This window comes from Clostridium paraputrificum AGR2156, assembly GCF_000424025.1.
Taxonomy (GTDB): Bacteria; Bacillota; Clostridia; order Clostridiales; family Clostridiaceae; genus Clostridium; species Clostridium paraputrificum.
Window position 1 is genome coordinate 87,403 of the sequence record NZ_AUJC01000005.1, and the last position, 22,388, is coordinate 109,790.

Here is a 22,388-nt window from a genome sequence, read left to right on the forward strand (position 1 = left end):
AATCTTACCTATTTTTATTTTTTTGTATATTATGTGGCCAAGATGGCAAGGTTCTAGAAGTGGAGGTGTAAAGTTGTCAAATAATGATAGATTAATAGATAAAATAGATATAAGAGTAGCAAGAAAATTGTCTATAAATCAAGCAAAAGAGTATGGAATCTTACCTATTTATGAAGATGAAAAAAATGTTTATATTGCAGCAACAGAAACACCCAATAATGAAATAATTGATATATTAAGTTTTTTGTTTAACAAGAAAATAAAACTTATTTATAGAGAAAAAGATGAAATTTTAGAGCTAATTCAGAATATGTTGAATTTTAAAATGGAAGATATAGAAGCAGTGATATTTGAAGAAGCTATAGCATGTAATGCAAGTGATATACACTATGAACCAGAAGAAAATGGGTTAAATATTAGATTTAGAATAAATGGCTCATTAACATTAGTAAGAAAATTAAGTTTAGAGGATTATCAAAAAATATCATCTAGATTAAAAATTAAGGCTGACATGGATATTACGGAAAAAAGAAGACCCCAGGATGGGAAGCTTTTTATGTGGTGTAAGGATAAAAAATATAATTGTAGATTATCTACAGTGCCAGTTATATATGGAGAGAAAATTGTTCTTAGAATTCTTTATAGTGATAGATTTTTAACCCCTATAGAAGATTTACAGTTTACTAGGGAACAGCAAGAAACATTAAGCAGAATTATTAGACTTAAAAATGGACTTGTGCTAGTTAATGGACCAACAGGAAGTGGTAAATCAACAACACTTTATACAATTCTAAATGAAATAAAGGATGACGATATAAATATATCAACCCTCGAAGACCCAGTTGAGGTAACAATGAAGGGGATAAATCAAGTGAATTTAAATTATAAAATTGGACTTACCTTTGTTGAAGGTTTGCGTAGTCTATTAAGACAGGATCCTAATGTGATAATGGTTGGAGAAATTAGAGACGAAGAAACTGCGAAAATGGCTGTTAGATCTGCAATAACAGGGCATAAGGTGTATTCTACAATACATACGAAATCACCAAGAGAAGTGTATTTAAGGCTTGAAGAAATGGGAGTAAAGGGCTACCTAATAAAAGATGCTTTAGTAGGTATTATTTCTCAAAGGTTAATAAAGCTATTATGTAAATGTAAAGAGGAAATTGGAGTTATAGACCTTAATGGAGAAAGTATAGAAATATACAAAAAGTGTGGCTGCAATATTTGCAATAATAGTGGATATATTGGTAGGCAACTAATTGCATCTGTTTATCATATAGATAAGAAGTTAAAAGGTGAGCTTAGTAAAATATATGAAAAGGAAGATTTACTTTCCAACTGTCAGATGGTAAGTAGCTTAAGAGATTTACTTTTAAAAGGGGTAATTGATTATTACGATTATTTAAGTATTTTAGAAGGGGAAGAATTAAATGAAGATTAGCTATGGTGATTTAACAATAATAGCTGAAAACTTGGGGAGCTTGTATGAAGATGGTATAGCTATAGGTGATGGACTAGAGCTATTAAATGAATTACCCTTAAGTAAAAATTATAAAAATAGTATAACTTATATTCGTAACGATATTTTACTAGGAAAAAGCTTAAGTGAAGCTTTTAGTAAGTTTGATGAACTATATCCAGGACTTTTTATTGGAATATTAAAGGTAGGAGAAAACAGTGGCCAGCTAGGAAGAACCTTTAATAAGCTTGAAATGTTCTACTCTAAACTAGGTAACATAAAAAAAGAAATAAAAAATGCTTTAATATATCCCAGCTTTTTAATAGGTACTTTAATTTTATTAGGAGTTTTTTTAGCATTTGTACTTATTCCATCTTTTTATGAGAGTTATAAAAATGCAGGAAGTGAGGCGCCAAAAGTTGCCGAATTCTTATATAATTTAAAACTAAGTTTTAATGATAGTCCTATTTTGTCTATAGTAAGCGTTATATGCTATCTACCTATAATTCCATTAATAATTTTTCAAGTTTCAAAATACTTTAAAGGAAGATTTAAGTTCATTAGAAAAGTAAAAATTGTGAAAGAGTTAGAAGAATTTATATTTATGTTGATTTTGTCATTAATTTTAGATAGTGGTGTATCTTTGCCAATAGGTTTTAGTTACTGCTCAGATTCAAATGATATAAAATTTCTAAGCGACATTTTAAAGGGAATAAATGAAGAGATATTAAAGGGAAAAGAACTTAGTGAGTGCATAAGTAATTTAAGTTTCCTATCTAAGTATTCAATATCAATGATAAAGCTTGGTGAGAATAGTGGGTCACTTACAGTAAGGGTAAAAAAGGCAGAAGAGAGATTGGAAAAGAGAACAAAAGAGAGTATTTCAAAGCTCTTATCATTAATTCAACCAACTTTAATCATAACTATGGCTCTTGGGGTTTTGGTATTTATATGGGTATTTGTATTACCTATGTTCGATATGATTTATGGAGGAGTTATGTAGTTGAAGAAGGGATATACGCTTATAGAATTGGTAGTAGTAATGCTAATACTTGGGATTATACTTTCATTTAGCTTTAGTGGTTATAATCTTTATAAAAGTTTTGAGGAAAATATAAAAGTAGAGAATTTTTTATATGAGTTAGAGGACACTTTTTGTTATGGAAGAGATTATTGCAAGAACAATGGTGTTATTGGGACTATAAAATTAAGAGAATATGAAGATAAGTTTATTATTTTATTTAGTAGCGGAGGTGACACTAAGATTAAAAGGGAATTGGAAAAGAGTATAATGATTGATAATGATTATGTTTTATCTTATCCGATAGTTGATAGCTATGATATTAGTAAATACGGAATAGTACAATCTAAAACTACACTTCTTAAAGATAGCAGAAACAATAAATATCAGCTCTCTATTAATCCAACAGTGAATAATATTTATGTGGGTAAAAGAAAAAATGGTTAGAAAAGAAAAGGGAAATATACTTTTAGAATTAGTAGCTGGTCTTTTTATATTAAGTATAATTGGACTTCTAGCTTTTAATTTAGCAATTTCAGCAAATAAATATCTACAAAAGGAAAAAGAAGATAGAGAAACTTATGAATGCTTTCATGCAATAGTAAATGAAATAAGATACAACTTAGATAAAGATAAATTTAAAAATAAGGCTGTTAGCAATAAGGTTAAGATTCCATATGATAAAAATTTACTTGAAGAGTTAAAAAGTAAGGACTTGTTAGATATTGCATATAGTGAGGAAAGTAATTTTTTGCTGATAGAATTTAGTGATGAAAGAAAAGAGTTTGTCATAAGGTTAGAGGGTGGTGAAAAGGTATTAGAGCAAAAGGTAAGGGGAAGCTTATAAATACTAATTCTAATAAAGGATTCACTTTACTAGAAACAACAATTTATTTGAGCATATCATTAATAATAATTTCCATTGCAGTAAGTACAGCTATAGAAGCTTATAACTACACCAGAAATTTAATTATTAAAAGTAGAGAAATGAATCAAGTTTATAATGCTTTTAGTACAATTGATTACTTTTCATCTAAAGAGGATGTGTTTAAAGTAGATAAAAGTGAAGATACAGTTGAAATATATGAAAGTATAGGATATGAAAACTATAAGATAAAAAGGGTTTTAAAGAGAGGAAATAATTTAAGTATTGTTCATTACAATGAAACTAATGTTCAAGAGGTAAGCAATAATCCAATAATAGAAAGCATAGAGGATTTTAAGGTTTATAAAAAAGGAAATCTAGTATATGCAGAAATAACTAAAGGGGGAGAGAGGTACGTTAAATGTATTTAAGAAAAGAAAAAGGTTATGTATTAATTAATCTCATTTATATATTAATGTTAATATCTTTCTTTTCTACAGTATTAGTGACAATGATAATAAATGGACTAAAGAGGGAAAAATTTGATCAGTATTATAGCAAAGATATGAAAAGTTATAATTTAGAATGTGAAATAGAAGAGTTAGATAATTATTTAATAGTTAATAACACTGCTATAAATTACTTGAAAAATAATAGTGATGACAAGGTATATATAAGAGAAAATGTTTTTTTGAAATATGACATAAATAAAAAGGTTTTTATTTTAGGTAATGATGAAAATTATACATTTTTAAAAGAAGATGGTAGTGGAAAAAGTTTAATACCTTATAGTTATAGGTATTAAAATGGAGGTGTTTAGTGGAAAATAATTTAATAGAAATATGTAATGAAAAAATTTTCTATAAAAATAATACATACAATTTTTCTTTGGAAATCCTAAGGGGAATTAAATTAGGTAAAAAGAGAAAAGTAATAATTTTAGGAGAGGATTTATATACAAAAAAGATAAAGCTAAATAGAAAAGTTAAAGTTAAGGAAGAAGAAATTCAGACTGTAATAGAAAGAGCTTTTGGAAGTAGTGAAGATTTTTTGTTTCATTATGAATTTTCTAGAAGAAAAGGTGAACTTATAATATATGCTGTTAAAGGTGGAATGAAAATACGTGAATTATGCCAAGGAGCAGCATCTATTACAGTAGAGCCTATTCAGATGTGTTTTTTTAAAAAGTTTAAAAAGAATGTAAGGGAAAAGAACTGGGAAACTTTATTTAGTTATAAGGGAAACTACTATTATATTTCATGTGATAATAATTTTATAGCTAGAAGTTTTGTAGACACTAGCCTTTCAAGGTTTATTGAGAAATATCTAGAAGTGGAAAGAGAGAAAAATCTAAAAACATACATTGAAGAGGGCATTTCAAAAGAGTTTCCAGAGAGTTATAACACTTTTGTCATAAAGGATTTTGGAGAGGTATTAAATGCAAAAAAAGTTTATAAATAAAAATTTTCTACCAATAGAATATGTAAATGATAAGGTGAGGAAAGATTCAAAGGATGAAAAAAGAGGATTATATATTTTAATAATCACAGCACTTATCTTATTACCGTTTTTATTAAGAAGTATAAATACTAAAGAAGAGGTTAAAATAGAAAATGTAGAATATGCGAGTGCAAATTGTATAAAAAAGGATGAAGTTATATTTTGGCTTAGTTTAAATAAGAATGGCGTAAAAGGAAATATAGTTAAAAATAATGCCTCACTAGAAGTAATCAACAATGAAACTTTAGAGCAATTAAGTAAAGATGATAAGGTATCTATAAATAATATATATTATCTTGGCGATGATAAATATAAAATAGAACTAATAAAGAGGTAATAGTATGAAAAATAAAATACTAGCTATAGTTTTATTGATTTTTATAGGTATTGAATCCTACTTTATATTTTATTCTAAAAAAGAAGAGGCAAAGCCTACACTGACAGAAAAAGTTATAGTAAAAAAATACTCGCTTACAGAAGTTTTAGAATACTTAAATGATAACACAATAGAAGTGAAAAATATTTATAAATCAGGAGAAGATTATATTATTAATGGCGTAATAAGCGGAGAAAATGGGGAGTTTTTGAAGAAAATAAATTCTCTAGATAAGTTAAATATTTTAGATTATTCGTTAGAATTACACTCAGATACTATATATGGAAATTTTACATTTAAATATTCATAATAGGAGAATTTTAGGTAGAAGTGACTAAAATAATTGCAATTCTAGTTTTCTTCTGATAAAATAAATTTGTTGTGTATACGGAAATTGTTAGATGCAATAAGAGTATCGTATATTTTAGGTATTTATATTTGAAACTTATACATTTTGGAGGGATATTTAAATGATATCAGCAGGAGATTTAAGAAAAGGTACGACTTTTGAACATGAAGGACAAGTTTACACAGTTGTAGACTTCTTACACGTTAAACCAGGTAAGGGAGCAGCTTTCGTTAGAACAAAGTTAAGAAATGTTATATCTGGTGGTGTTACAGATACAACTTTCAACCCAACTGCAAAGTTCCAAGAAGCAGTTATTGAAAGAAAAGAAATGCAATACCTTTATAGCGATGGAGAATTATACTACTTCATGGATCAAGAAACATATGAGCAAATTCCACTAAACTATGAAAAAGTAGAAGATGCTATAAAGTTCTTAAAGGAAAATATGTTTGCAATAATTAAGTTCTATAAGGGAGAAGCTTTCTCAGTAGAAGCTCCAAACTTCGTAGAATTACAAATCACTCACTGTGAACCAGGTGTAAAGGGTAATACTGCTACAAATGCATTAAAGCCTGCTACAGTTGAAACAGGTGCAGTAGTTAATGTTCCAATGTTCGTTAATGAAGGAGATACTATAAGAGTAGATACAAGAACTGGCGATTACATGGAAAGAGTTTAATATTAAGAAAGTTGCTAAGTTCAATTTGCTTAGCAACTTTTTGCTATCTATGAAATACATACAAGGAAGTGTTTGTATGAAGGAAATAAGAAATAATATAGAAAAATTAAAAGAAGAAATTTCAACTATAGATAAATCAGAGTATAAAAGCGTTTTTAACAATATTTCATCAATTTTAGATGGATTAAGTAATAAAATTGAAGAAATTATGGTGAATGAAGCTGTTCTTTCTGAAAACTTAAAGTATATGGATGATGATATATCAGAAATTCAAGAAGAATTGTTTGAGGAAGTATCATTAGAAGATTTAGATGAATTTGAATCAGAGTATACAGAAGTTAGCTGTAGTAAATGTGCAAAACCTATCTTTATTGAAGCCTCTGCATTAGAAGAAGATAATATACCATGTCCATATTGTGGAGAAAATATAGTGAAATAATTTTTAAGAATCCTTTTTAGGATTCTTTTTTTTATTCCTTACCTTTAGTAGGAGCGGGGGGATATTTATTTTTCTGTGACTTGGAGCTTGCGACGGAAGGAGAAAAATAAATATCCACCCCAATTTTTTTATGCAAAATAATTAGTTCACATATTTTTATAAAATAAGGTTATAATTTTTAAATTACGTAAATAGAAATTATATAGGAATCAAACTAGGGAGGAGGAAGTGATGGATATTTTGGATGAGGGAATAGTAAAATTATTTCCACCTAGAGTCGTAGAGGCTTTAGGAGAATATTTGAAAGATAATGCTTTACAAGAGATAAGGTTAAAAATAGAGAAACCAATAATAATTACATCATCTAAAGGTGAGGTGGTACTTAGCTATATATTGGGAAGAGAAGACATAAAGTACATACTTCAAAGAATTTCTAACTATTCATTATATGCCTATGAAGAAGAAATAAGACAAGGATTCATAACTATACGAGGAGGGCACAGAGTTGGACTAGCAGGTGAGTGTGTTATGGATAATGGAAAAGTAAAAACTATAAGAAATATTTCTTCATTAAATATAAGAATTTGTAGGGAGATACTTGGGTGTTCAAAAAAAGTTATGAAATATATAGTGGAAGATAAAAAGGTATTAAATACCTTGATTATTTCACCACCTAAGTGTGGTAAAACAACTATTCTAAGAGATATTGCAAGGAACCTATCTGATGGGGGCAAAAAGATATCAATTATAGATGAAAGAAGTGAAATTGCAGCTAGTTATCTTGGAGTACCTCAAATGAAAGTTGGAATAAGGACTGATGTTCTTGATAATTGTTTAAAAAGTGAAGGGTTAATTATGGCCATAAGAAGTTTATCACCAGAGATTATTATATGTGATGAAATAGGAACATTAAAGGATATTGAAGCACTTATTATGGCTTTTAATTCAGGAGTAAACATTATTGTAACCTTACATGGAGAAAGTATTGATGATTTAACAAACAGAAGTGTTTTTAAAGAGCTATTGGAAAATAACGTTGTAGAAAGAGTTATTTTGCTGAGCAATAGAGAGGGTGTTGGGACAGTAGAGAATGTTTATTCATTAAGCAAAGGAGGAGAAAAAAAGTGGTCAAGATTATATTGATAATTAGTATTTTCTCTATATTTACTTTTGCAGGGTATATTTATGGTGAGAGTTTTAGAAAAAGGTTATTAAATCTTAACGAATGCTATAAAGGGGTATTACTATTACAAAATGAAGTTGTATTTAATACAACACCATTACCAGAAGCCTTGTATGAAATATCAAAAAAAAGCAAGGAGCCATTTAATAAACTAATATCAAACGTTTCAGATGACTTGAAAAATGGGGAAATAGGAGATGTTTATATAGCCTTTAAAGAAAATTATGAAGATGTTAAAGAAGAGGTTTATTTGAATAAAGAAGATAAGGATATCTTAGGAGATTTTCTAAAATCCTTAGGTTACTCTGGGGTTTATGGGCAAGAGAAGATTTTTAATCTAGCATTAGAAAACTTAAAGATAAATATAAAAGAAGCTGGAGAAGAATCTAAAAAGAATACAAAGCTTTATAGATATTTAGGAATGTGTTTTGGGGCAATGATATCCATATTTTTATTGTAGATTAGGAGGAAGATTATGCTGGATTTAAGTATACTTTTTAAAATAGGTGGGGCAGGAATTATTTTGGTGATATTGGACAAGGTTTTAACTAGTAGTGGAAAAAGTGAAATAGCAGCTATCACTAACATAGCAGGAATAGTAATTATATTAATTATGATAATTTCATTAATTAGTAATTTGTTTAATACAGTAAAGACAATGTTTATGTTCTAGGTGATAGTAAGATGATGATTTTAAAGGTTATTTCCTTTGCGCTTGTTGCCCTATTTTTATATTTACTTTTTAAAGATAAAAGAGGAGACCTAGCAGCCTTAATTCTTTTAGCTGCTGGTGTAGTGATTTTTATATATTGTATTTCACAAGTTAGTGAAGTAGTTAATTTCCTGAAGAACATAGCTGATAGAGCAGGTATAGATACAGTTTATATACAGATAGTACTTAAGATATTAGCTATAGCATATCTGGCCAGTTTTGCAAGTGAAATATGCAAGGATTCAGGGGCTGGAAGTTTAGCATCCAAGGTTGAGTTTTCAGGGAAGATGTTCATACTAGTTTTAGCAATTCCAATATTGATGGCTGTATTAGACTCTATATTACAAATTTTGTAGGTGTAAATATGAAGAGATTTAAGAGACTTATGATTTTATTAGTGATAAACATATGTATTTTTTCTATCATATCTCCAACAGCTATAGTTAATGCAGAAGAAGAAGAAAATAAATCGGCTATTGAGACAATAGTAGATGAGGGAATGATAGATCCTGAAACAAATAAAGATTTAATGGGACTTTATGATTATATCAATAAGATGAAGGTAGATGTTGAGCTTATGAATGATCTTGACCCTGTTGAATATGTAAAAAGCTATATAACAAATGGAAAGGGTAACCTATCCTTTTCACAGTTAGGCAAGGCTGTAGTTTCTCTTCTATTTAAAGAAGTTGGTAGTGTATTAAAGCTTGCTATTTCAATGATAGTAATAGCTATATTATGTACCTTGTTAAAAAATCTACAGGATGCTTTTAGTACAAAAAGTATATCTCAGATAGCTTTTTATGCATGTTATGCAGTTATGGTTATGCTTCTTTCAAAAAGCTTTTTAATATCAATATCTGTAGCAAAAGATGTTATTAATGGTGTAGCAGATTTTATGGCAGCAATTTTACCTGTTTTGGTTACAATGATAGCTTTAGCAGGAGGTGTTACTCAAGCAGCAACCATAGACCCAATTGTAATGGCAGCAGTTGTAATAATACCAAGGATATATGTAACTGTAATAATTCCATTAATTATGGTAGGTTTTGTTCTACAATTTGCTAATAATCTTTCGGAAGAGCATAAAATAGATAACCTGTGTAAATTATTAAAGCAGTGGACAGTATGGATCCAAGGAATAATAATTACCTCTTTTATAGCTCTTTTAACAATAAGAGGTATAACTAGTACAACGATAGATGCTGTTGCTTTAAAAACAACAAAATTTGCAGTAGATAATTTTATACCTATAGTAGGTAAAGCTTTTTCAGATGCAATTACATCAGTTGCTGGATATTCCTTAATTATAAAAAATGCAATAAGTGGAATTGGACTTATGGTTATAATACTTATCATTCTATATCCAATAATAAAAATGGTTCTTATGACATTTATATATAAAATGTCAGCAGCACTTGTAGAGCCAATAAGTGATAAAAGAATAACAAGTACAATTGCAGCAACAGGGGATTCATTGGTATTATTGTTATCATGCGTTTTAAGCGTAAGTTTAATGTTCTTTGTTTTGTTAGCAATTATGGCCTCTGCTGGAAAGTTTATTGTGGGGGGATAAGAGATGGAGTTAATTAAAGGTTTTATAACAACACTTGTTACTACATTAATATTTATTACAGCTATAGAGCTTGTTGGACCAGATAACAGCATGAAAAAATATTTGAAGTTTGTAATGGGTCTAATACTGGTAGCTGTATTATTAAATCCAATTGTAAAGTTCTTTTCACAGGGGGAAACAGCCTTAACATCTATTATTGATCAATATGATAAAGAGATAGAAGAAGGCATAAGTAAAGAGGATACTACTATAGCAACACAGCAACTTAGAGAGGACAGTTTTAAGGATAACTTTAATAAAAACTGCATTAATAAGTTATTAAAAGAATTTAAAGATATGAATTTTGAAAGCGACCTTGATTGCATAGTAGATTTTGATAATATGACTTGTCAGATTAATGAATTACGTATAGGAATAAGCGAAAAAGGGATTAAGAAAGTAAAGGAAGTTAAGATTGGGGAAGAGGAAAAAGATGTTAAGGAAGAGGATAGCATTCAAAAAGAGGTGAAGGATTTTCTTTCAGATGAATTAGAAATAAGTAAGGATAAGATAGTAGTGTATTATTTGTAAAAAGGAGGGATATCAATGGATTTTAAGAAGCTAAAGAATGAGGTTAGTAAATTATTTAAAAACAAGTATATGGGTAATATTCTTGCGGTGCTTTTAGTTATTGGTTTTATATTAATAGCCATTACCATTTTAGCGCCAGGACTTTTAAATGGTAAGAATGAAGTTCTCACTGAAGAAAATAATACAAAAGTAAACACTACTGCCTCTACTTATGAAGATAAACAAAAGATTGAACTTACAAACATTCTAAGAAAAATAGATGGAGTTGGAGAAGTTGATGTAATGATTAACTTTGAGAGTGGAGAAGAGAAGGTAGCAGCATATGATAGTACAAACCAAACAACAAAAACAGAAGAAACAGATACAAATGGTGGAAAGAGAGTTAGCGATCAGCAAAATGACACAACTAAGGTTGTAATGAGTAGTGAGTCTGGTGGAAATTCACCAGTAATTTTAAAAACATATAAGCCTAAGGTAATAGGCGTTGTTATTGCTGCAGAGGGTGCAGAAAGTAGCAAGGTTAGATATGACATAGAAAAAGCTGTATCTAGTTTATATGGGATATCAGTTGAAAAGGTTAATGTATATCCTATGGGGATTTAGCATATAATTCAATAGAAAGTTGATGGGAGGAATAAAAAATGACAAAAAAACAAGTTGGGATTATCTTTACTTTATTAGCATTAATAGTATGTACTGCTATTTTAGGAGCAAAATTAAATAATGGTGGTTTAAATGATGCTAGCGATTTAGCAGGGGCATTGGTTGAAGGGGAGAAAGATGAAGACAAGGATAAGGAAACAATCAGTCAAACAGATTTCTTTATAGATGCAAGAAGCACAAGAGAAAACAATGATGCCTCAGCTATACAAGGACTAAAAGATGTAGTTGAAAATGAGAAGACTTCACAATCACAAAAAGATGCTGCATCTGCACAGATTACAAAAATAACATTAAGACAAAGTCAACAAAAAACAATAGAAACAAATATAAAGAATAAAGGTTATAGTGATGCTATTTGTGAAATTTCTGATGATAGTAAAAAAGCTGACATAATAGTTAAGTCAGATAATCAGCTTACTGAAAAAGAAGGAGCTATAATCCAAGAGATAGTTCAAAGCGCTTGTGGAATTAGTGATGTTAATATTTCTGTGAAAAAATAATACATTGTAATATATTTTCTATTTTGATATAATTAACGTAAGATAATTTAGTTTTGTTTTACAAAGCTTAGGAGGGCGAACAAAATGCAAGATTTCAACAATGAAGAAAATGTTGGGGTTGTAAAAATATCCGACGAAGTTGTAAGTGTAATAGCTGGTATAGCAGCTGAAGAGATACAAGGAGTTGTAGGATTCCAACATACTGGAGTTTCTAATAATATAACTCAAATTTTTAAAGGAAAAAAAGCAGTAGGTAAAGCTGTAAAGGTTACTTTAGAAGAAGATAGAGCTACTATTGAACTTGAAGTTTCAGTTGAATATGGTGTAAGAATAATGGATGTCGTAGGCCAAGTTCAAGAGAACGTTAAGAAAACAGTAGAAGCTATGACAGGTTTAACTGTTAGTGGTGTAAATGTTTATGTACAAAATATTTACTTACCAAAGGAAGAAGAAAAAGTAGAAGAATAGTTTATAAAAGGAGTTATGCTTTATAGTATAATTCCTTTTTTTCGGTTTTATAAAAAATGGAGGTGGAGAAATGATAAAGCATATAGTTATGTGGAAATTAAAAGAAGAAGCAGAGGGGCACTCTAAAGAAGAAAATGCTAAATTAATAAAGAATATGTTAGAAGGATTAAAGGATAAAATTAAGGAAATAGTAAAAATTGAGGTTGGTATAGATTTTAATAAATCTGAACAAGCCTATGATATAGTTTTATATTCAGAATTTAACTGTAAGGAAGATTTAGATAGTTACCAAATAAATCCTAAACATGTAGAGGTTGCTTCTTATGTTAAAAAGGTTACTAATTCAAGAATTGTTGCAGACTATATAGTTTAAGTTAGGAGAACTATGGATAAGAAAGATATTATAAAACAAACGAAGAGATATGTAAAAGATAAACTTATAAATGAAGGGAGTGGACATGATTGGTTCCATATAGAAAGGGTATATAATACCTCAAAAGCTATTTATAAAAAAGAAGGGGGAGACATATTTATTATTGAAATGTGCGCTCTACTTCATGATATTAGAGACTGGAAATTTTCTAATGATAATAAAACAGAAACTGAGGAAATAGAAGCTTTATTAGAGAATCTTCAAGTTAAGAAAAGTGATAGGGATAGGATTATAAAAATAATAAAAAAAATTTCATTTAAAGGAGGCATTGTTGATTCTTCTCAAGAGTGTATAGAAGGGAAGATTGTTCAAGATGCTGATAGATTAGATGCAATTGGAGCTATTGGTATAGCAAGAACCTTTACCTATGGAGGATATAAAAATAATCCTATATATGATCCAGATATAAGTATTAATAGTTATAATTCTCTAGAAGAAGTGAAAAATAAAAAAAGTACAACAATAAATCATTTCTATGAAAAATTATTAAAGCTTAAAGATAAGATGAACACAACCGAAGGAAAAAGAATAGCAGAAGAAAGACATAAGTTTATGGAGAATTATTTAAATGAATTCTTTCTAGAGTGGAATTTTGCTAAAGATAAATAAAAAAGACATATTATATGTAAAAATATGGTAATATAATAATGGGATTATATGTGGGAGGTATATTGTATGAGAAAAAGATTTCCATAATTATATTATTGTGTTTACTTATGATTACTGTTACAGGGTGTAGTACTAAGAAAGATAATGTGTTATCAACTGCAGAAGTAAAAATTGAATCATTAAAGAAATATGAGAATTCTAAATTAGAAGATAATAAAGCATATGATATATTAAAGAAGCTACCAGGTGAACTCTATGTAGATAAAGTTCAAAGGGTAAAAGATTCAAATGATATTGAAGTTGAATATGCTATTAGAGCTAATGATAAGGATGAGTATGCTAGCTTTTGGGAGAATCCACAAAATGTGCTTCAAAAGAATAGCGCAATTTTATTTACATTAATAGAGGACGTTGATAATATATCTTTTAAAGTAGGGGACATAGAGAAAAAAAGTTATAATTATTCAAGATCGTATATAGAAGCAGTATTAGGACAGTATATGGATAAGATGCTTGAAGATGAAGAGACGTGGAATAAATTTAATGAGTTAAAAGTTATTGTAGCAAAATAAAATTGGTGGAGAAACTACAGAGATGTAGTTTCTTTTTTTGAAATAAAATTAAGTTATAAATATGTATTTAAGTATTTATATAAATATAAGAAGTTAAAAATATATAAATATGTTGAATAGAAATTATGCTGTAAAGAATTGGATAAGTGATTTATAATTTATTGTATTAGAAGTGGTTTAGGGGGATTGTTATATGAAAATTAATTTAAGAGATATTAATGAAGAGAATTGGTTAGAGTGTATAGCTTTAACAACAGACAAAAGCAATCAGCATTTTGTATTTGAAGAATTTATTCCATCTAATACTTTATCCCTAGCTCAATCTAAAATAGAAAATGGATGGATTACAAAAGGAATATATGATGAAGATAAAATCATTGGATTTACTATGTATGGATATTGCTATGAGGATAATTTTTATGAGTTATGTAGATTAATGATCCATCATAAATATCAAGGAAGAGGTTATGGTAAAGAAGCAATTAAAATAATAATAGAAGAAATGAAAAAGCTTAAAGAATGCAAGGAAATATTTTTATCATTCTATCCAGAAAATATAAAAGCTAAAAATCTTTATGAAGATGTTGGGTTTAAAAATACAGGAGAAATTATAAATGGAGAGCTGTTATATTCCTTAAAGCTTTAAAGAATAATTTGTAATAAATATAACTATATGGTTTCGAGATGATAAAATAGTTAATAATGGGTGATTTTTTGTGGAAAGCTTAGTTCCCTTGTGATAAAATAATAAAAGTCGTTTATTATATTTTTATAAAGTCTATAATAAAGGTAATAAATATTTATATAGATTTAAATTTGGAGGAAATAATGAGTAGAAAAGATTCAAGAGAAAAAGCATTAGAATTAGTATTTGGAATGACATTAAGTAAAGATACACCACAAGAAGTTATAGAAATGTTCAAAGAGAACAGTGAAGAAGGTCTAGATGGTATAGATTTTGGTTACATAAATAATATATTAGAAGGAATTAATGAAAAGAGAGCTGAGTTAGATTCAATAATAGAAAAGAATTTACAAAACTGGAAGCTTGACAGAATTTCTAAAATTAATCTTTGCATTTTAGAAATGGGAATATATGAAATGCTTTATGTAGAAGATGTTCCAGAAAAGGTTGCTTTAAATGAAGCACTAGAATTAACAAAGAGATATTCAGATGAAAAGTCAGTTTCATTTGTTAACGGAGTTTTAGATAAGGTTCTAAAAAATATATAGGGGGAAATAAAATGGGGCAAATTATAAATGGTAGAGAAATTGCAACTAATATAAAAGAAGAAATAAAGAGCTATGTAGACAAAAGAATAAAAGAAGGAAAAGATATTCCTCAAATAGCATCAATTCTTGTAGGAAATGATGGCGGTTCTATTTATTACATGAATAGTCAAGAGAAGGTTGCTACATCTTTAGGAATTCTTTTTAAGAGAGTTGAACTTCCAGAGGATACATCCAAAGAAGAATTGTTAAATACTATTGATAAATTAAATGAAGACAAGAAAGTTCATGGTATTATAATTCAACTTCCTCTACCAAAAGGTATTGATGAAAAGGAAGCAGTAGCTAGAATATCTCCTAAAAAAGATATTGACTGCTTAACTTTTGAATCACAAGGTAAGTTATATATGGGCGAAGATGGTTTCTTACCTTGTACCCCGAATTCAGTTGTCACCCTAATTAAAAGTTTAGGTATTAATTTGAGCGGAAAAGAAGCAGTTGTTATTGGTAGAAGTAATATAGTTGGAAAGCCTGTAGCGCAACTGTTACTAAAGGAGAATGCTACAGTAACTATATGTCATTCAAGAACTAAGGATTTAAAAGAGGTTTGTAAAAGAGCTGATATTTTAGTTGTAGCAATAGGTAAACCTAAATTCTTAGATGAGACTTATGTAAAAGAAGGTGCAGTAGTTATAGATGTTGGAACTTCATCCTTTGAAGGTAAAATAACAGGGGATGTAGATTTTGACAAAGTTATAGATAAGGCTTCATATTTAACTCCAGTACCAGGAGGAGTAGGAGCATTAACTACAACACTTTTAATAAAAAATGCTTGCAAGGCGGCAGAAGAGTATGAAGATTAAGACTTTAACTGTTAGTGAGGTTAATAATTATTTAAAACGAATAATAGATAATGATTTTATACTTAATAATCTCTCTGTAAAAGGAGAGATTTCTAATTTAAAGTACCATTCTAGTGGACATATTTATTTTTCTCTTAAGGATGAAGGGGGGAAAATAAACTGTGTTATGTTTAGAAGTAAGGCAATTATGCTTAAGCTTACTTTAGAAGAAGGAATGGGAGTAGTAATTGGAGGAAGAGCTTCTATTTACCCTCAAAATGGTAGTATACAGCTTTATTGCGATACTATTGAACAGGAAGGTAGAGGGGAACTTTACATAAAGTTTGAAAGATTAAAAGAAAAACTTAGTAAAGAAGGATACTTTGATGAAGAATTAAAAAAAGAAGTACCTAAGTTTCCTAGTAGAGTAGGAATAGTTACATCTCCAACTGGTGCTGCAATTAGAGATATTATAAATGTTTCTAGAAGAAGAAATAGATTAGTAGATTTAGTGCTTTATCCAGCTAAGGTTCAAGGGATTGGAGCTTACAAGGAAGTTATTGATGGTATAAAATACTTTAATAGAACTAAATCAGTAGATGTAATAATAATAGGTAGAGGTGGAGGTTCTATAGAAGAACTATGGAACTTTAATGAAGAAGAATTAGCAAAGGCTATATTTAAATCGAAAATACCTATAATATCAGCTGTTGGACATGAAGTGGATTTTACTATTTCTGATTTTGTGAGTGATGTAAGAGCAGCTACTCCATCACAAGGAGCTGAAATAGCTGTACCTTTGCAATCAGATATAGAAGATGCAATAGAATATATGAATAATAGAATGGGAAGTATTATAGCTAACAAGCTTCAATTAGAAAAAAATAAGGTGGATTCATTAAGCAGAATACTTAAGTTAAACTCACCTATGACTAGGATTGTTAATAATTATATGATAGTAGAAAAGCTTAAAGAAAGGCTCAATTCTAACATAGTTAACAAGATTAATCTTGAAAAAGAAAAATTATCTGGACTAAATAATCTTTTAATGGCACAAAATCCATGTAACCTACTTAATAAAGGTTATGCTATAATAGAGGATGAAAGTGGTGTTATAAATACCGTAAAAAGAATGTCAGAGGAGAAAGAAATAAATGTTTTCTTAGCTGATGGCCTAGTAAAAGGTAAGTTTAGCCCTAATAAATAGGAGGATTTATGGCAAAAAAAGAGAGTTATGAAGAAATGCTTCAAAAGCTTCAAGGAGTTTTAGGAGAATTAGAAAATGGGGAACTTTCTCTAGAGGAATCTATGAAATCCTATGAAGAGGGAGTAAAAATAGTTAATAAATTATATAAAACTTTAAATACACTAGAAGGCAAAATTTCTATTATAAAAGAAGAAAAAGAAGTGGAGTTTGAAGATGGTAATTAAGATTGACCAGTGTAAAAGGGATATAGAAGAATATTTAAGTAATTATTTTTTGGAAAAAGGAAGTTATAATAAGAAAATTTATGATGCAGCAAGTTATAGTTTAAATATTGGTGGAAAAAGAATAAGACCAATATTACTTTTATTAACATATAGTTTATATAAAGTATCCTATAAAGAAGTATTGCCTATGGCAGCTGCAATAGAAATGATTCACACTTATTCTTTAATTCATGATGATCTTCCAGCAATGGATAATGATGATTTAAGAAGAGGCAAACCAACAAACCATAAAGTTTTTGGAGAGTCTATAGCAATATTAGCTGGAGATGCATTATTAAATGAAGCTATGATTTTAATGATGGATTATTCACTAAAATCAGGAAAGAATGCATTAAGAGCTTCAAAAGAAATAGCTAATGCAGCTGGTGCTGATGGTATGATTGGTGGTCAAGTTGTAGATATATTAAGTGAAGAAAAGGAAACACTATCAGAAGAAGAGTTAAAATATATGCATTTAAAGAAAACAGGTGAACTTATAAGAAGTTCTATTGTTGCAGGTGCAATATTAGGGGAGGCTAACGAAAGTGATATTGAAAAGTTTGATATTTTTGGTCAAAAACTAGGGTTAGCTTTTCAAATTAAAGATGATTTATTAGATGTTTTAGGTTCAGTAGATAAGTTAGGCAAAAACACTAATAAGGATGAGGATAAAAATAAGAGCAACTTTGTTACAATGTATGGTATAGACAGATGCGAATATCTTTGCAAAGAGTTAACAGAAGAATGTATTTCTATACTAAATGATTTGACAGTAGATGCTAAATATCTAAAGGAGTTAACTTACAATCTTTTAGAGAGAGAATATTAGTATAAAGGAAATGATAATATGACAAAGTTTTTAGATAATATGAAGTTTCCTGAAGATATTAAAATTCTAAATAATAATGAATTAGGATCTTTAGGGGAAGAAATAAGAGAGTTTCTTATAAATAGTGTATCTAAAACTGGAGGGCACTTAGCATCTAACTTAGGTGTAGTTGAATTAACACTTAGTCTTTTCAAGAGTTTTAATTTAGAAAAAGATAAAATAATATGGGATGTTGGACATCAAAGCTATGTTCATAAAATTTTAACTGGAAGAAAAGAAGGATTTAAGGTTCTTAGAAAGAAAGATGGAATGAGCGGATTTCCTAAGAGGAATGAAAGTAAATATGATGCATTTGATACAGGGCATAGTAGTACATCAATATCTGCAGCCTTAGGTATGGCAAGAGCTAGAGATCTAAAAAAAGAAGATTATAAAGTAGTTGCAGTAATAGGTGATGGAGCTTTAACTGGTGGAATGGCCATTGAAGCATTAAATGATGTTGGTTTCAATAAGACAGATATGATTATAGTTTTAAATGATAATCAAATGTCTATATCTCCAAATGTAGGAGGTATATCATCGTATCTTAATAAATTAAGAATGGAACCAGGATATAATAAACTTAAGATGGATATTAATTCAAGCTTAGGCAATAGCTCTGTAGGAAAAGCAGTTATTCATTCATTATCAAAATTAAAAGATAGTGTTAAACAATTAGTTGTCCCTTCAATGTTGTTTGAAGATATGGGAATAAAATATATAGGGCCTATAGATGGTCATGATATACCAACAATGGTTGAAATGTTTAATAAAGCAAAAGAGATAAATGGACCTGTAATTATACATACCATAACTAAAAAAGGTAAAGGATATGATTTTGCAGAAAAAAGTCCATGGAAATATCATGGTGTTTCTCCTTTTGATTTAGAGAGTGGGGAACCTAATATATCTCCATCAAATAGCTATTCAAAAGCCTTTGGAAAATCTTTAATAGGAATTGCAAAAGAGGATAAAGACGTTGTAGCAATAACAGCAGCGATGCCAGATGGTACAGGTCTTAGATGCTTCTATAAGGAGTTCCCTGATAGATTATTTGATGTAGGAATAGCAGAACAACATGCAGTTACTTTAGCTGCAGGAATGGCTTGTAGTGGCTTAAAACCTGTGTTTGCAGTATACTCAACTTTCTTGCAAAGAGCATTTGACCAAGTTATACATGATGTATGCATACAAAACCTACCTGTTGTTTTTTGCATAGATAGAGCAGGTATTGTTGGAGATGATGGTGAAACTCATCAAGGAATTATGGATATATCATTTTTATCAATGATTCCTAACATGACTATTATGGCACCAAAGTGTTTAGAAGAAGTTGATGTGTTACTTAGATGGGCCTTAGCTAAAGGAACACCAGTTGCTATAAGATATCCTAGAGGTGGAGATGAAGTAAATGGCTTGTTTCCTATAAGTAAAGTAGAACTAGGTAAGTGGGAAACATTAAATAAAGGTGAAAAAGTAGCAATAATAGCTACTGGAAAAATGGTTCAACATGCTTTAAAAGCAAAAAAAATATTAGAAGAAAAAAATGTTAACCCAAGTATAATTAATGCTACCTTTATTAAGCCAATAGATACAGATTTAATAAGAGAACTATCTAAAGAAGGTTACCACATAGTAACTGTAGAAGATAATATGAAAAATGGCGGTTTAGGTACTCTAGTATTAAAAGAGTTAACTAACTGTGGACATAAAGGTAAATTTGTAAACTTAGGATACGATGATAAATTTATAAATCAAGGTAATGTAGATCTTCTATATGAGGATAATGGTTTAGATGGAAAAGGAATAGCAGATACTGTGCTTAAACTTATATAATATAAGGAGAAGATTATGGCAGATAAGAAAGAAAGACTAGATATTCTATTAGTTGATAGAGGAATAATTACATCTAGAGAAAGAGCTAAAACATCAATAATGGCTGGTAAGGTTTTTGTAGATGGAAGAAGAGTTGATAAGGCAGGAGAAAAGGTTCCAGTAACAGCTAATATTGAATATAAAGGTGAAAAATTACCTTATGTAAGTAGAGGGGGATTAAAGCTTGAGAAGGCAATGAAAAACTTTCCTATTACATTAGAAGGTAAAGTATGTATGGATATTGGTGCATCAACAGGTGGCTTTACAGACTGTATGCTACAAAATGGTGCAAGTAAGGTCTTTTCTATAGATGTTGGATATGGTCAGTTTGCATGGAAGCTTAGAACTGATGAAAGAGTTGTTTGTATGGAAAGAACAAACATAAGATATGTTAAACCTGAAGACTTAGGAGAACTTGTAGATTTTACTTCTATAGATGTATCATTTATATCATTAAAAAAGATAATGCCTGCAACTATAGAACTTTTAAAGGATAAAGGTGAAGTTGTAGCTTTAATTAAGCCACAATTTGAAGCAGGTAAAGAAAAAGTAGGAAAAAAAGGTGTTGTAAGAGACATTGAAGTACATAAAGAAGTAGTATTTGGAATTATTGATTATTTAATTGAACATAATCTTAATGTATTAGGAGTTAGTTATTCTCCTATAAAGGGACCTGAAGGAAACATAGAGTTTTTAGTTTATTTTACTAAGGATATGGAAAGAGAAAGTACTTTTGTTAGGGAAGATGTGGATAAGGTTGTAGAAGCATCTCATACTGAAATATAATTTTCTTGGGGGAAAGTATGAAAAGAATAGGGATAGCCATAAATCCTACTAAAGATAAAAATGATGAGATATTAAATATGGTTAAAAAGAAGTTTGAAATGAATTTCGATTTAGAGGAGATAAGAATTTTTAATTCATTCCAGATTAAAGATGAAGAGTTTAAAACCCCTTTAGATTTACTTGTTGTCTTAGGGGGAGATGGCACACTCCTAAATGTAGCAAGAGAAATTAGTAAAAAAACTTCATTACCTATTTTCGGTATCAATATTGGAAATCTAGGTTTTCTGTCTAGTACAGAAATTTCAGATATAGATAGAGCAATAGAAAAATTAAAAAAAGATGAATATAATCTTGATGATAGAATGCTTCTTAAATATGAAACCATGAAAGATGGAGAAGTTATTGAAGAACATGCATTAAATGATGTAGTTGTAGCAAGAGGCACACTTTCAAGAATGGTAAAGTTTCAAGTCTTTGTAGATGGAAAGCTTTATTCGACTTTTAAGGGTGATGGATTAATTGTTGCAACTCCAACTGGATCAACAGCATATTCATTTTCTGCAGGGGGGCCTTTTATTTATCCAAATCTTGATTTAATAACCTTAACTCCAATTTGTCCTCATACCAAAAGTATGCCTACAATGGTTTTAAGTGGAGAAAGTAAAATTGAGATTATACCTGAAAATGGGGAAGAAGAAATTTATTTAACAGTGGATGGTCAAAAAGCTACAAAGGTTGAACAAAGAACTAAGATAAAGGTTGAAAGAGCAGAAAAAAGTGTTCAAGTTCTTTTGTTTAAGGATTATGATTATTTTAAAGTGTTAAGGACAAAAATCTTAAATAATTCTAAGGAATGAGATGGTGAGAAAATTTGAAATCAAAAAGACATTTAAAGATTTTGGAAATAATAGCCCAAAGAGATATTGAGACACAAGAAGATTTAGCAGAAACGTTAAAATCTGAAGGTTTTGATGTGACTCAAGCTACAGTATCTAGAGATATAAAAAACTTAAAGCTTATAAAAATGCAAGGGCCTTCAGGAAAGTATAAATATGCTGTTCCAAAGACAAATGAAAATAATATGTCAGATAAATTAACTAACGTTTTAGCTAATTTAACTACTTCAGTTGAAAATATAGATAAAATGGTAGTTGTAAAGACTGTATCTGCAGGCGCAGCTCCAGTTGCAGAAGCTATTGATAGTTTTGGATTTGATGAGATTGCTGGAACAATTGCAGGTGAAAATACAATATTTATAATGCTTAGAACTACTGAAGGCGCAGAAGAATTAGTAGTTAAAATAAGAAATTTAATATCTTAAGGGTTAAAAAGGTGGGGTA

33 protein-coding genes are annotated in these 22,388 nt (G+C 29.2%); all 33 read left to right on the forward strand.

The genetic code is table 11. The annotated features are described in order from the left end of the window. Positions 1 to 31 precede the first annotated feature (31 nt). The 33 genes from G594_RS0105535 to G594_RS0105695 all read left to right on the forward strand — a co-directional run bounded on the left by G594_RS0105535 (position 32) and on the right by G594_RS0105695 (position 22,369). Positions 32 to 1,444 (forward strand): GspE/PulE family protein, encoded by a 1,413-nt coding sequence (locus G594_RS0105535; protein ID WP_081663570.1) that lies wholly within the window; start codon positions 32 to 34, stop codon positions 1,442 to 1,444. Beyond that, on the forward strand, positions 1,434 to 2,465 hold the full coding sequence (locus tag G594_RS0105540) for a type II secretion system F family protein (protein ID WP_027097671.1): 1,032 nt from the start codon (positions 1,434 to 1,436) through the stop codon (positions 2,463 to 2,465). Before G594_RS0105535 ends, G594_RS0105540 begins: the two co-directional genes overlap by 11 nt. Further along, entirely contained in the window at positions 2,466 to 2,930 is a 465-nt protein-coding gene (locus tag G594_RS18400; protein ID WP_034865928.1) for a type II secretion system protein, read from the forward strand. It begins immediately after the preceding gene. Next, the gene (locus G594_RS0105550) at positions 2,923 to 3,330 is read left to right on the forward strand and encodes a type II secretion system protein (RefSeq protein ID WP_034865929.1); all 408 of its coding nucleotides are present in this window, start codon (positions 2,923 to 2,925) and stop codon (positions 3,328 to 3,330) included. Before G594_RS18400 ends, G594_RS0105550 begins: the two co-directional genes overlap by 8 nt. Before the next feature lie 47 nt (positions 3,331 to 3,377). Continuing rightward, entirely contained in the window at positions 3,378 to 3,779 is a 402-nt protein-coding gene (locus tag G594_RS0105555) for a hypothetical protein (protein WP_027097673.1), read from the forward strand. After that, complete coding sequence (locus G594_RS0105560; RefSeq protein WP_027097674.1) at positions 3,770 to 4,153, forward strand: hypothetical protein; 384 nt, start codon at positions 3,770 to 3,772, stop codon at positions 4,151 to 4,153. The genes G594_RS0105555 and G594_RS0105560 overlap by 10 nt, the downstream gene beginning before the upstream one ends. A 14-nt stretch (positions 4,154 to 4,167) precedes the next feature. Beyond that, complete coding sequence (locus G594_RS0105565; RefSeq protein WP_027097675.1) at positions 4,168 to 4,809, forward strand: hypothetical protein; 642 nt, start codon at positions 4,168 to 4,170, stop codon at positions 4,807 to 4,809. Then, positions 4,787 to 5,185, forward strand: coding sequence for a hypothetical protein (locus G594_RS0105570; RefSeq protein WP_027097676.1), 399 nt, complete (start codon positions 4,787 to 4,789; stop codon positions 5,183 to 5,185). Before G594_RS0105565 ends, G594_RS0105570 begins: the two co-directional genes overlap by 23 nt. A gap of 4 nt (positions 5,186 to 5,189) precedes the next feature. Further along, positions 5,190 to 5,534 carry a hypothetical protein gene (locus G594_RS0105575; RefSeq protein WP_027097677.1) on the forward strand — a complete coding sequence of 115 codons (345 nt, stop codon included), beginning with the start codon at positions 5,190 to 5,192 and terminating at the stop codon, positions 5,532 to 5,534. A 160-nt stretch (positions 5,535 to 5,694) separates the two neighbouring features. After that, positions 5,695 to 6,252: an elongation factor P gene (gene efp, locus G594_RS0105580; protein ID WP_027097678.1), complete on the forward strand. Its 558-nt coding sequence runs from the start codon at positions 5,695 to 5,697 to the stop codon at positions 6,250 to 6,252. 76 nt (positions 6,253 to 6,328) lie between these two features. Next, positions 6,329 to 6,691, forward strand: coding sequence for a CD1247 N-terminal domain-containing protein (locus tag G594_RS0105585; RefSeq protein WP_027097679.1), 363 nt, complete (start codon positions 6,329 to 6,331; stop codon positions 6,689 to 6,691). A gap of 228 nt (positions 6,692 to 6,919) precedes the next feature. Continuing rightward, positions 6,920 to 7,834: a stage III sporulation protein AA gene (gene spoIIIAA / locus G594_RS0105590; protein WP_465038229.1), complete on the forward strand. Its 915-nt coding sequence runs from the start codon at positions 6,920 to 6,922 to the stop codon at positions 7,832 to 7,834. Further along, on the forward strand, positions 7,816 to 8,334 hold the full coding sequence (spoIIIAB, locus tag G594_RS0105595) for a stage III sporulation protein SpoIIIAB (RefSeq protein ID WP_027097681.1): 519 nt from the start codon (positions 7,816 to 7,818) through the stop codon (positions 8,332 to 8,334). Before spoIIIAA ends, spoIIIAB begins: the two co-directional genes overlap by 19 nt. Before the next feature lie 15 nt (positions 8,335 to 8,349). Beyond that, positions 8,350 to 8,547 (forward strand): stage III sporulation protein AC, encoded by a 198-nt coding sequence (gene spoIIIAC / locus G594_RS0105600; protein ID WP_027097682.1) that lies wholly within the window; start codon positions 8,350 to 8,352, stop codon positions 8,545 to 8,547. A gap of 11 nt (positions 8,548 to 8,558) precedes the next feature. Beyond that, positions 8,559 to 8,942, forward strand: a complete 384-nt coding sequence (spoIIIAD, locus tag G594_RS0105605) for a stage III sporulation protein AD (protein WP_027097683.1) — start codon at positions 8,559 to 8,561, stop codon at positions 8,940 to 8,942. 8 nt (positions 8,943 to 8,950) lie between these two features. Further along, positions 8,951 to 10,162: a stage III sporulation protein AE gene (spoIIIAE, locus tag G594_RS0105610; protein WP_027097684.1), complete on the forward strand. Its 1,212-nt coding sequence runs from the start codon at positions 8,951 to 8,953 to the stop codon at positions 10,160 to 10,162. A 3-nt stretch (positions 10,163 to 10,165) separates the two neighbouring features. Next, positions 10,166 to 10,732, forward strand: a complete 567-nt coding sequence (spoIIIAF, locus tag G594_RS0105615) for a stage III sporulation protein AF (protein WP_027097685.1) — start codon at positions 10,166 to 10,168, stop codon at positions 10,730 to 10,732. Between the two features lie 15 nt (positions 10,733 to 10,747). Beyond that, on the forward strand, positions 10,748 to 11,335 hold the full coding sequence (locus G594_RS0105620) for a stage III sporulation protein AG (RefSeq protein ID WP_027097686.1): 588 nt from the start codon (positions 10,748 to 10,750) through the stop codon (positions 11,333 to 11,335). Positions 11,336 to 11,373: 38 nt separating this feature from the next. Further along, positions 11,374 to 11,895 carry a SpoIIIAH-like family protein gene (locus G594_RS0105625; RefSeq protein ID WP_027097687.1) on the forward strand — a complete coding sequence of 174 codons (522 nt, stop codon included), beginning with the start codon at positions 11,374 to 11,376 and terminating at the stop codon, positions 11,893 to 11,895. Positions 11,896 to 11,979: 84 nt separating this feature from the next. Then, positions 11,980 to 12,363 carry an Asp23/Gls24 family envelope stress response protein gene (locus G594_RS0105630; RefSeq protein ID WP_027097688.1) on the forward strand — a complete coding sequence of 128 codons (384 nt, stop codon included), beginning with the start codon at positions 11,980 to 11,982 and terminating at the stop codon, positions 12,361 to 12,363. Between the two features lie 70 nt (positions 12,364 to 12,433). After that, positions 12,434 to 12,736 (forward strand): Dabb family protein, encoded by a 303-nt coding sequence (locus tag G594_RS0105635; protein WP_027097689.1) that lies wholly within the window; start codon positions 12,434 to 12,436, stop codon positions 12,734 to 12,736. Positions 12,737 to 12,748: 12 nt separating this feature from the next. Beyond that, positions 12,749 to 13,405, forward strand: a complete 657-nt coding sequence (locus G594_RS0105640) for an HD domain-containing protein (RefSeq protein ID WP_027097690.1) — start codon at positions 12,749 to 12,751, stop codon at positions 13,403 to 13,405. Between the two features lie 62 nt (positions 13,406 to 13,467). Then, positions 13,468 to 13,977 carry a DUF4825 domain-containing protein gene (locus tag G594_RS0105645; protein ID WP_027097691.1) on the forward strand — a complete coding sequence of 170 codons (510 nt, stop codon included), beginning with the start codon at positions 13,468 to 13,470 and terminating at the stop codon, positions 13,975 to 13,977. Positions 13,978 to 14,170: 193 nt separating this feature from the next. Beyond that, positions 14,171 to 14,623 carry a GNAT family N-acetyltransferase gene (locus tag G594_RS0105650; protein ID WP_027097692.1) on the forward strand — a complete coding sequence of 151 codons (453 nt, stop codon included), beginning with the start codon at positions 14,171 to 14,173 and terminating at the stop codon, positions 14,621 to 14,623. A gap of 182 nt (positions 14,624 to 14,805) precedes the next feature. Continuing rightward, positions 14,806 to 15,210, forward strand: a complete 405-nt coding sequence (gene nusB, locus G594_RS0105655; RefSeq protein ID WP_027097693.1) for a transcription antitermination factor NusB — start codon at positions 14,806 to 14,808, stop codon at positions 15,208 to 15,210. Positions 15,211 to 15,221: 11 nt separating this feature from the next. Then, positions 15,222 to 16,070 (forward strand): bifunctional methylenetetrahydrofolate dehydrogenase/methenyltetrahydrofolate cyclohydrolase, encoded by an 849-nt coding sequence (locus G594_RS0105660; protein ID WP_027097694.1) that lies wholly within the window; start codon positions 15,222 to 15,224, stop codon positions 16,068 to 16,070. Then, on the forward strand, positions 16,060 to 17,256 hold the full coding sequence (xseA, locus tag G594_RS0105665) for an exodeoxyribonuclease VII large subunit (protein WP_027097695.1): 1,197 nt from the start codon (positions 16,060 to 16,062) through the stop codon (positions 17,254 to 17,256). The genes G594_RS0105660 and xseA overlap by 11 nt, the downstream gene beginning before the upstream one ends. 8 nt (positions 17,257 to 17,264) lie before the next feature. Further along, a complete protein-coding gene (locus tag G594_RS0105670) occupies positions 17,265 to 17,480 on the forward strand; it encodes an exodeoxyribonuclease VII small subunit (RefSeq protein ID WP_027097696.1) in 216 nt (71 codons plus the stop codon). Beyond that, positions 17,476 to 18,348, forward strand: coding sequence for a polyprenyl synthetase family protein (locus tag G594_RS0105675; RefSeq protein WP_027097697.1), 873 nt, complete (start codon positions 17,476 to 17,478; stop codon positions 18,346 to 18,348). Before G594_RS0105670 ends, G594_RS0105675 begins: the two co-directional genes overlap by 5 nt. 18 nt (positions 18,349 to 18,366) lie before the next feature. After that, a complete protein-coding gene (dxs, locus tag G594_RS0105680; RefSeq protein WP_027097698.1) occupies positions 18,367 to 20,223 on the forward strand; it encodes a 1-deoxy-D-xylulose-5-phosphate synthase in 1,857 nt (618 codons plus the stop codon). Between the two features lie 15 nt (positions 20,224 to 20,238). After that, entirely contained in the window at positions 20,239 to 21,048 is an 810-nt protein-coding gene (locus G594_RS0105685; RefSeq protein ID WP_027097699.1) for a TlyA family RNA methyltransferase, read from the forward strand. A gap of 17 nt (positions 21,049 to 21,065) precedes the next feature. After that, positions 21,066 to 21,905, forward strand: a complete 840-nt coding sequence (locus G594_RS0105690; RefSeq protein WP_027097700.1) for an NAD(+)/NADH kinase — start codon at positions 21,066 to 21,068, stop codon at positions 21,903 to 21,905. 14 nt (positions 21,906 to 21,919) lie between these two features. Beyond that, positions 21,920 to 22,369: an arginine repressor gene (locus tag G594_RS0105695; RefSeq protein ID WP_027097701.1), complete on the forward strand. Its 450-nt coding sequence runs from the start codon at positions 21,920 to 21,922 to the stop codon at positions 22,367 to 22,369. Positions 22,370 to 22,388: the final 19 nt, after the last annotated feature.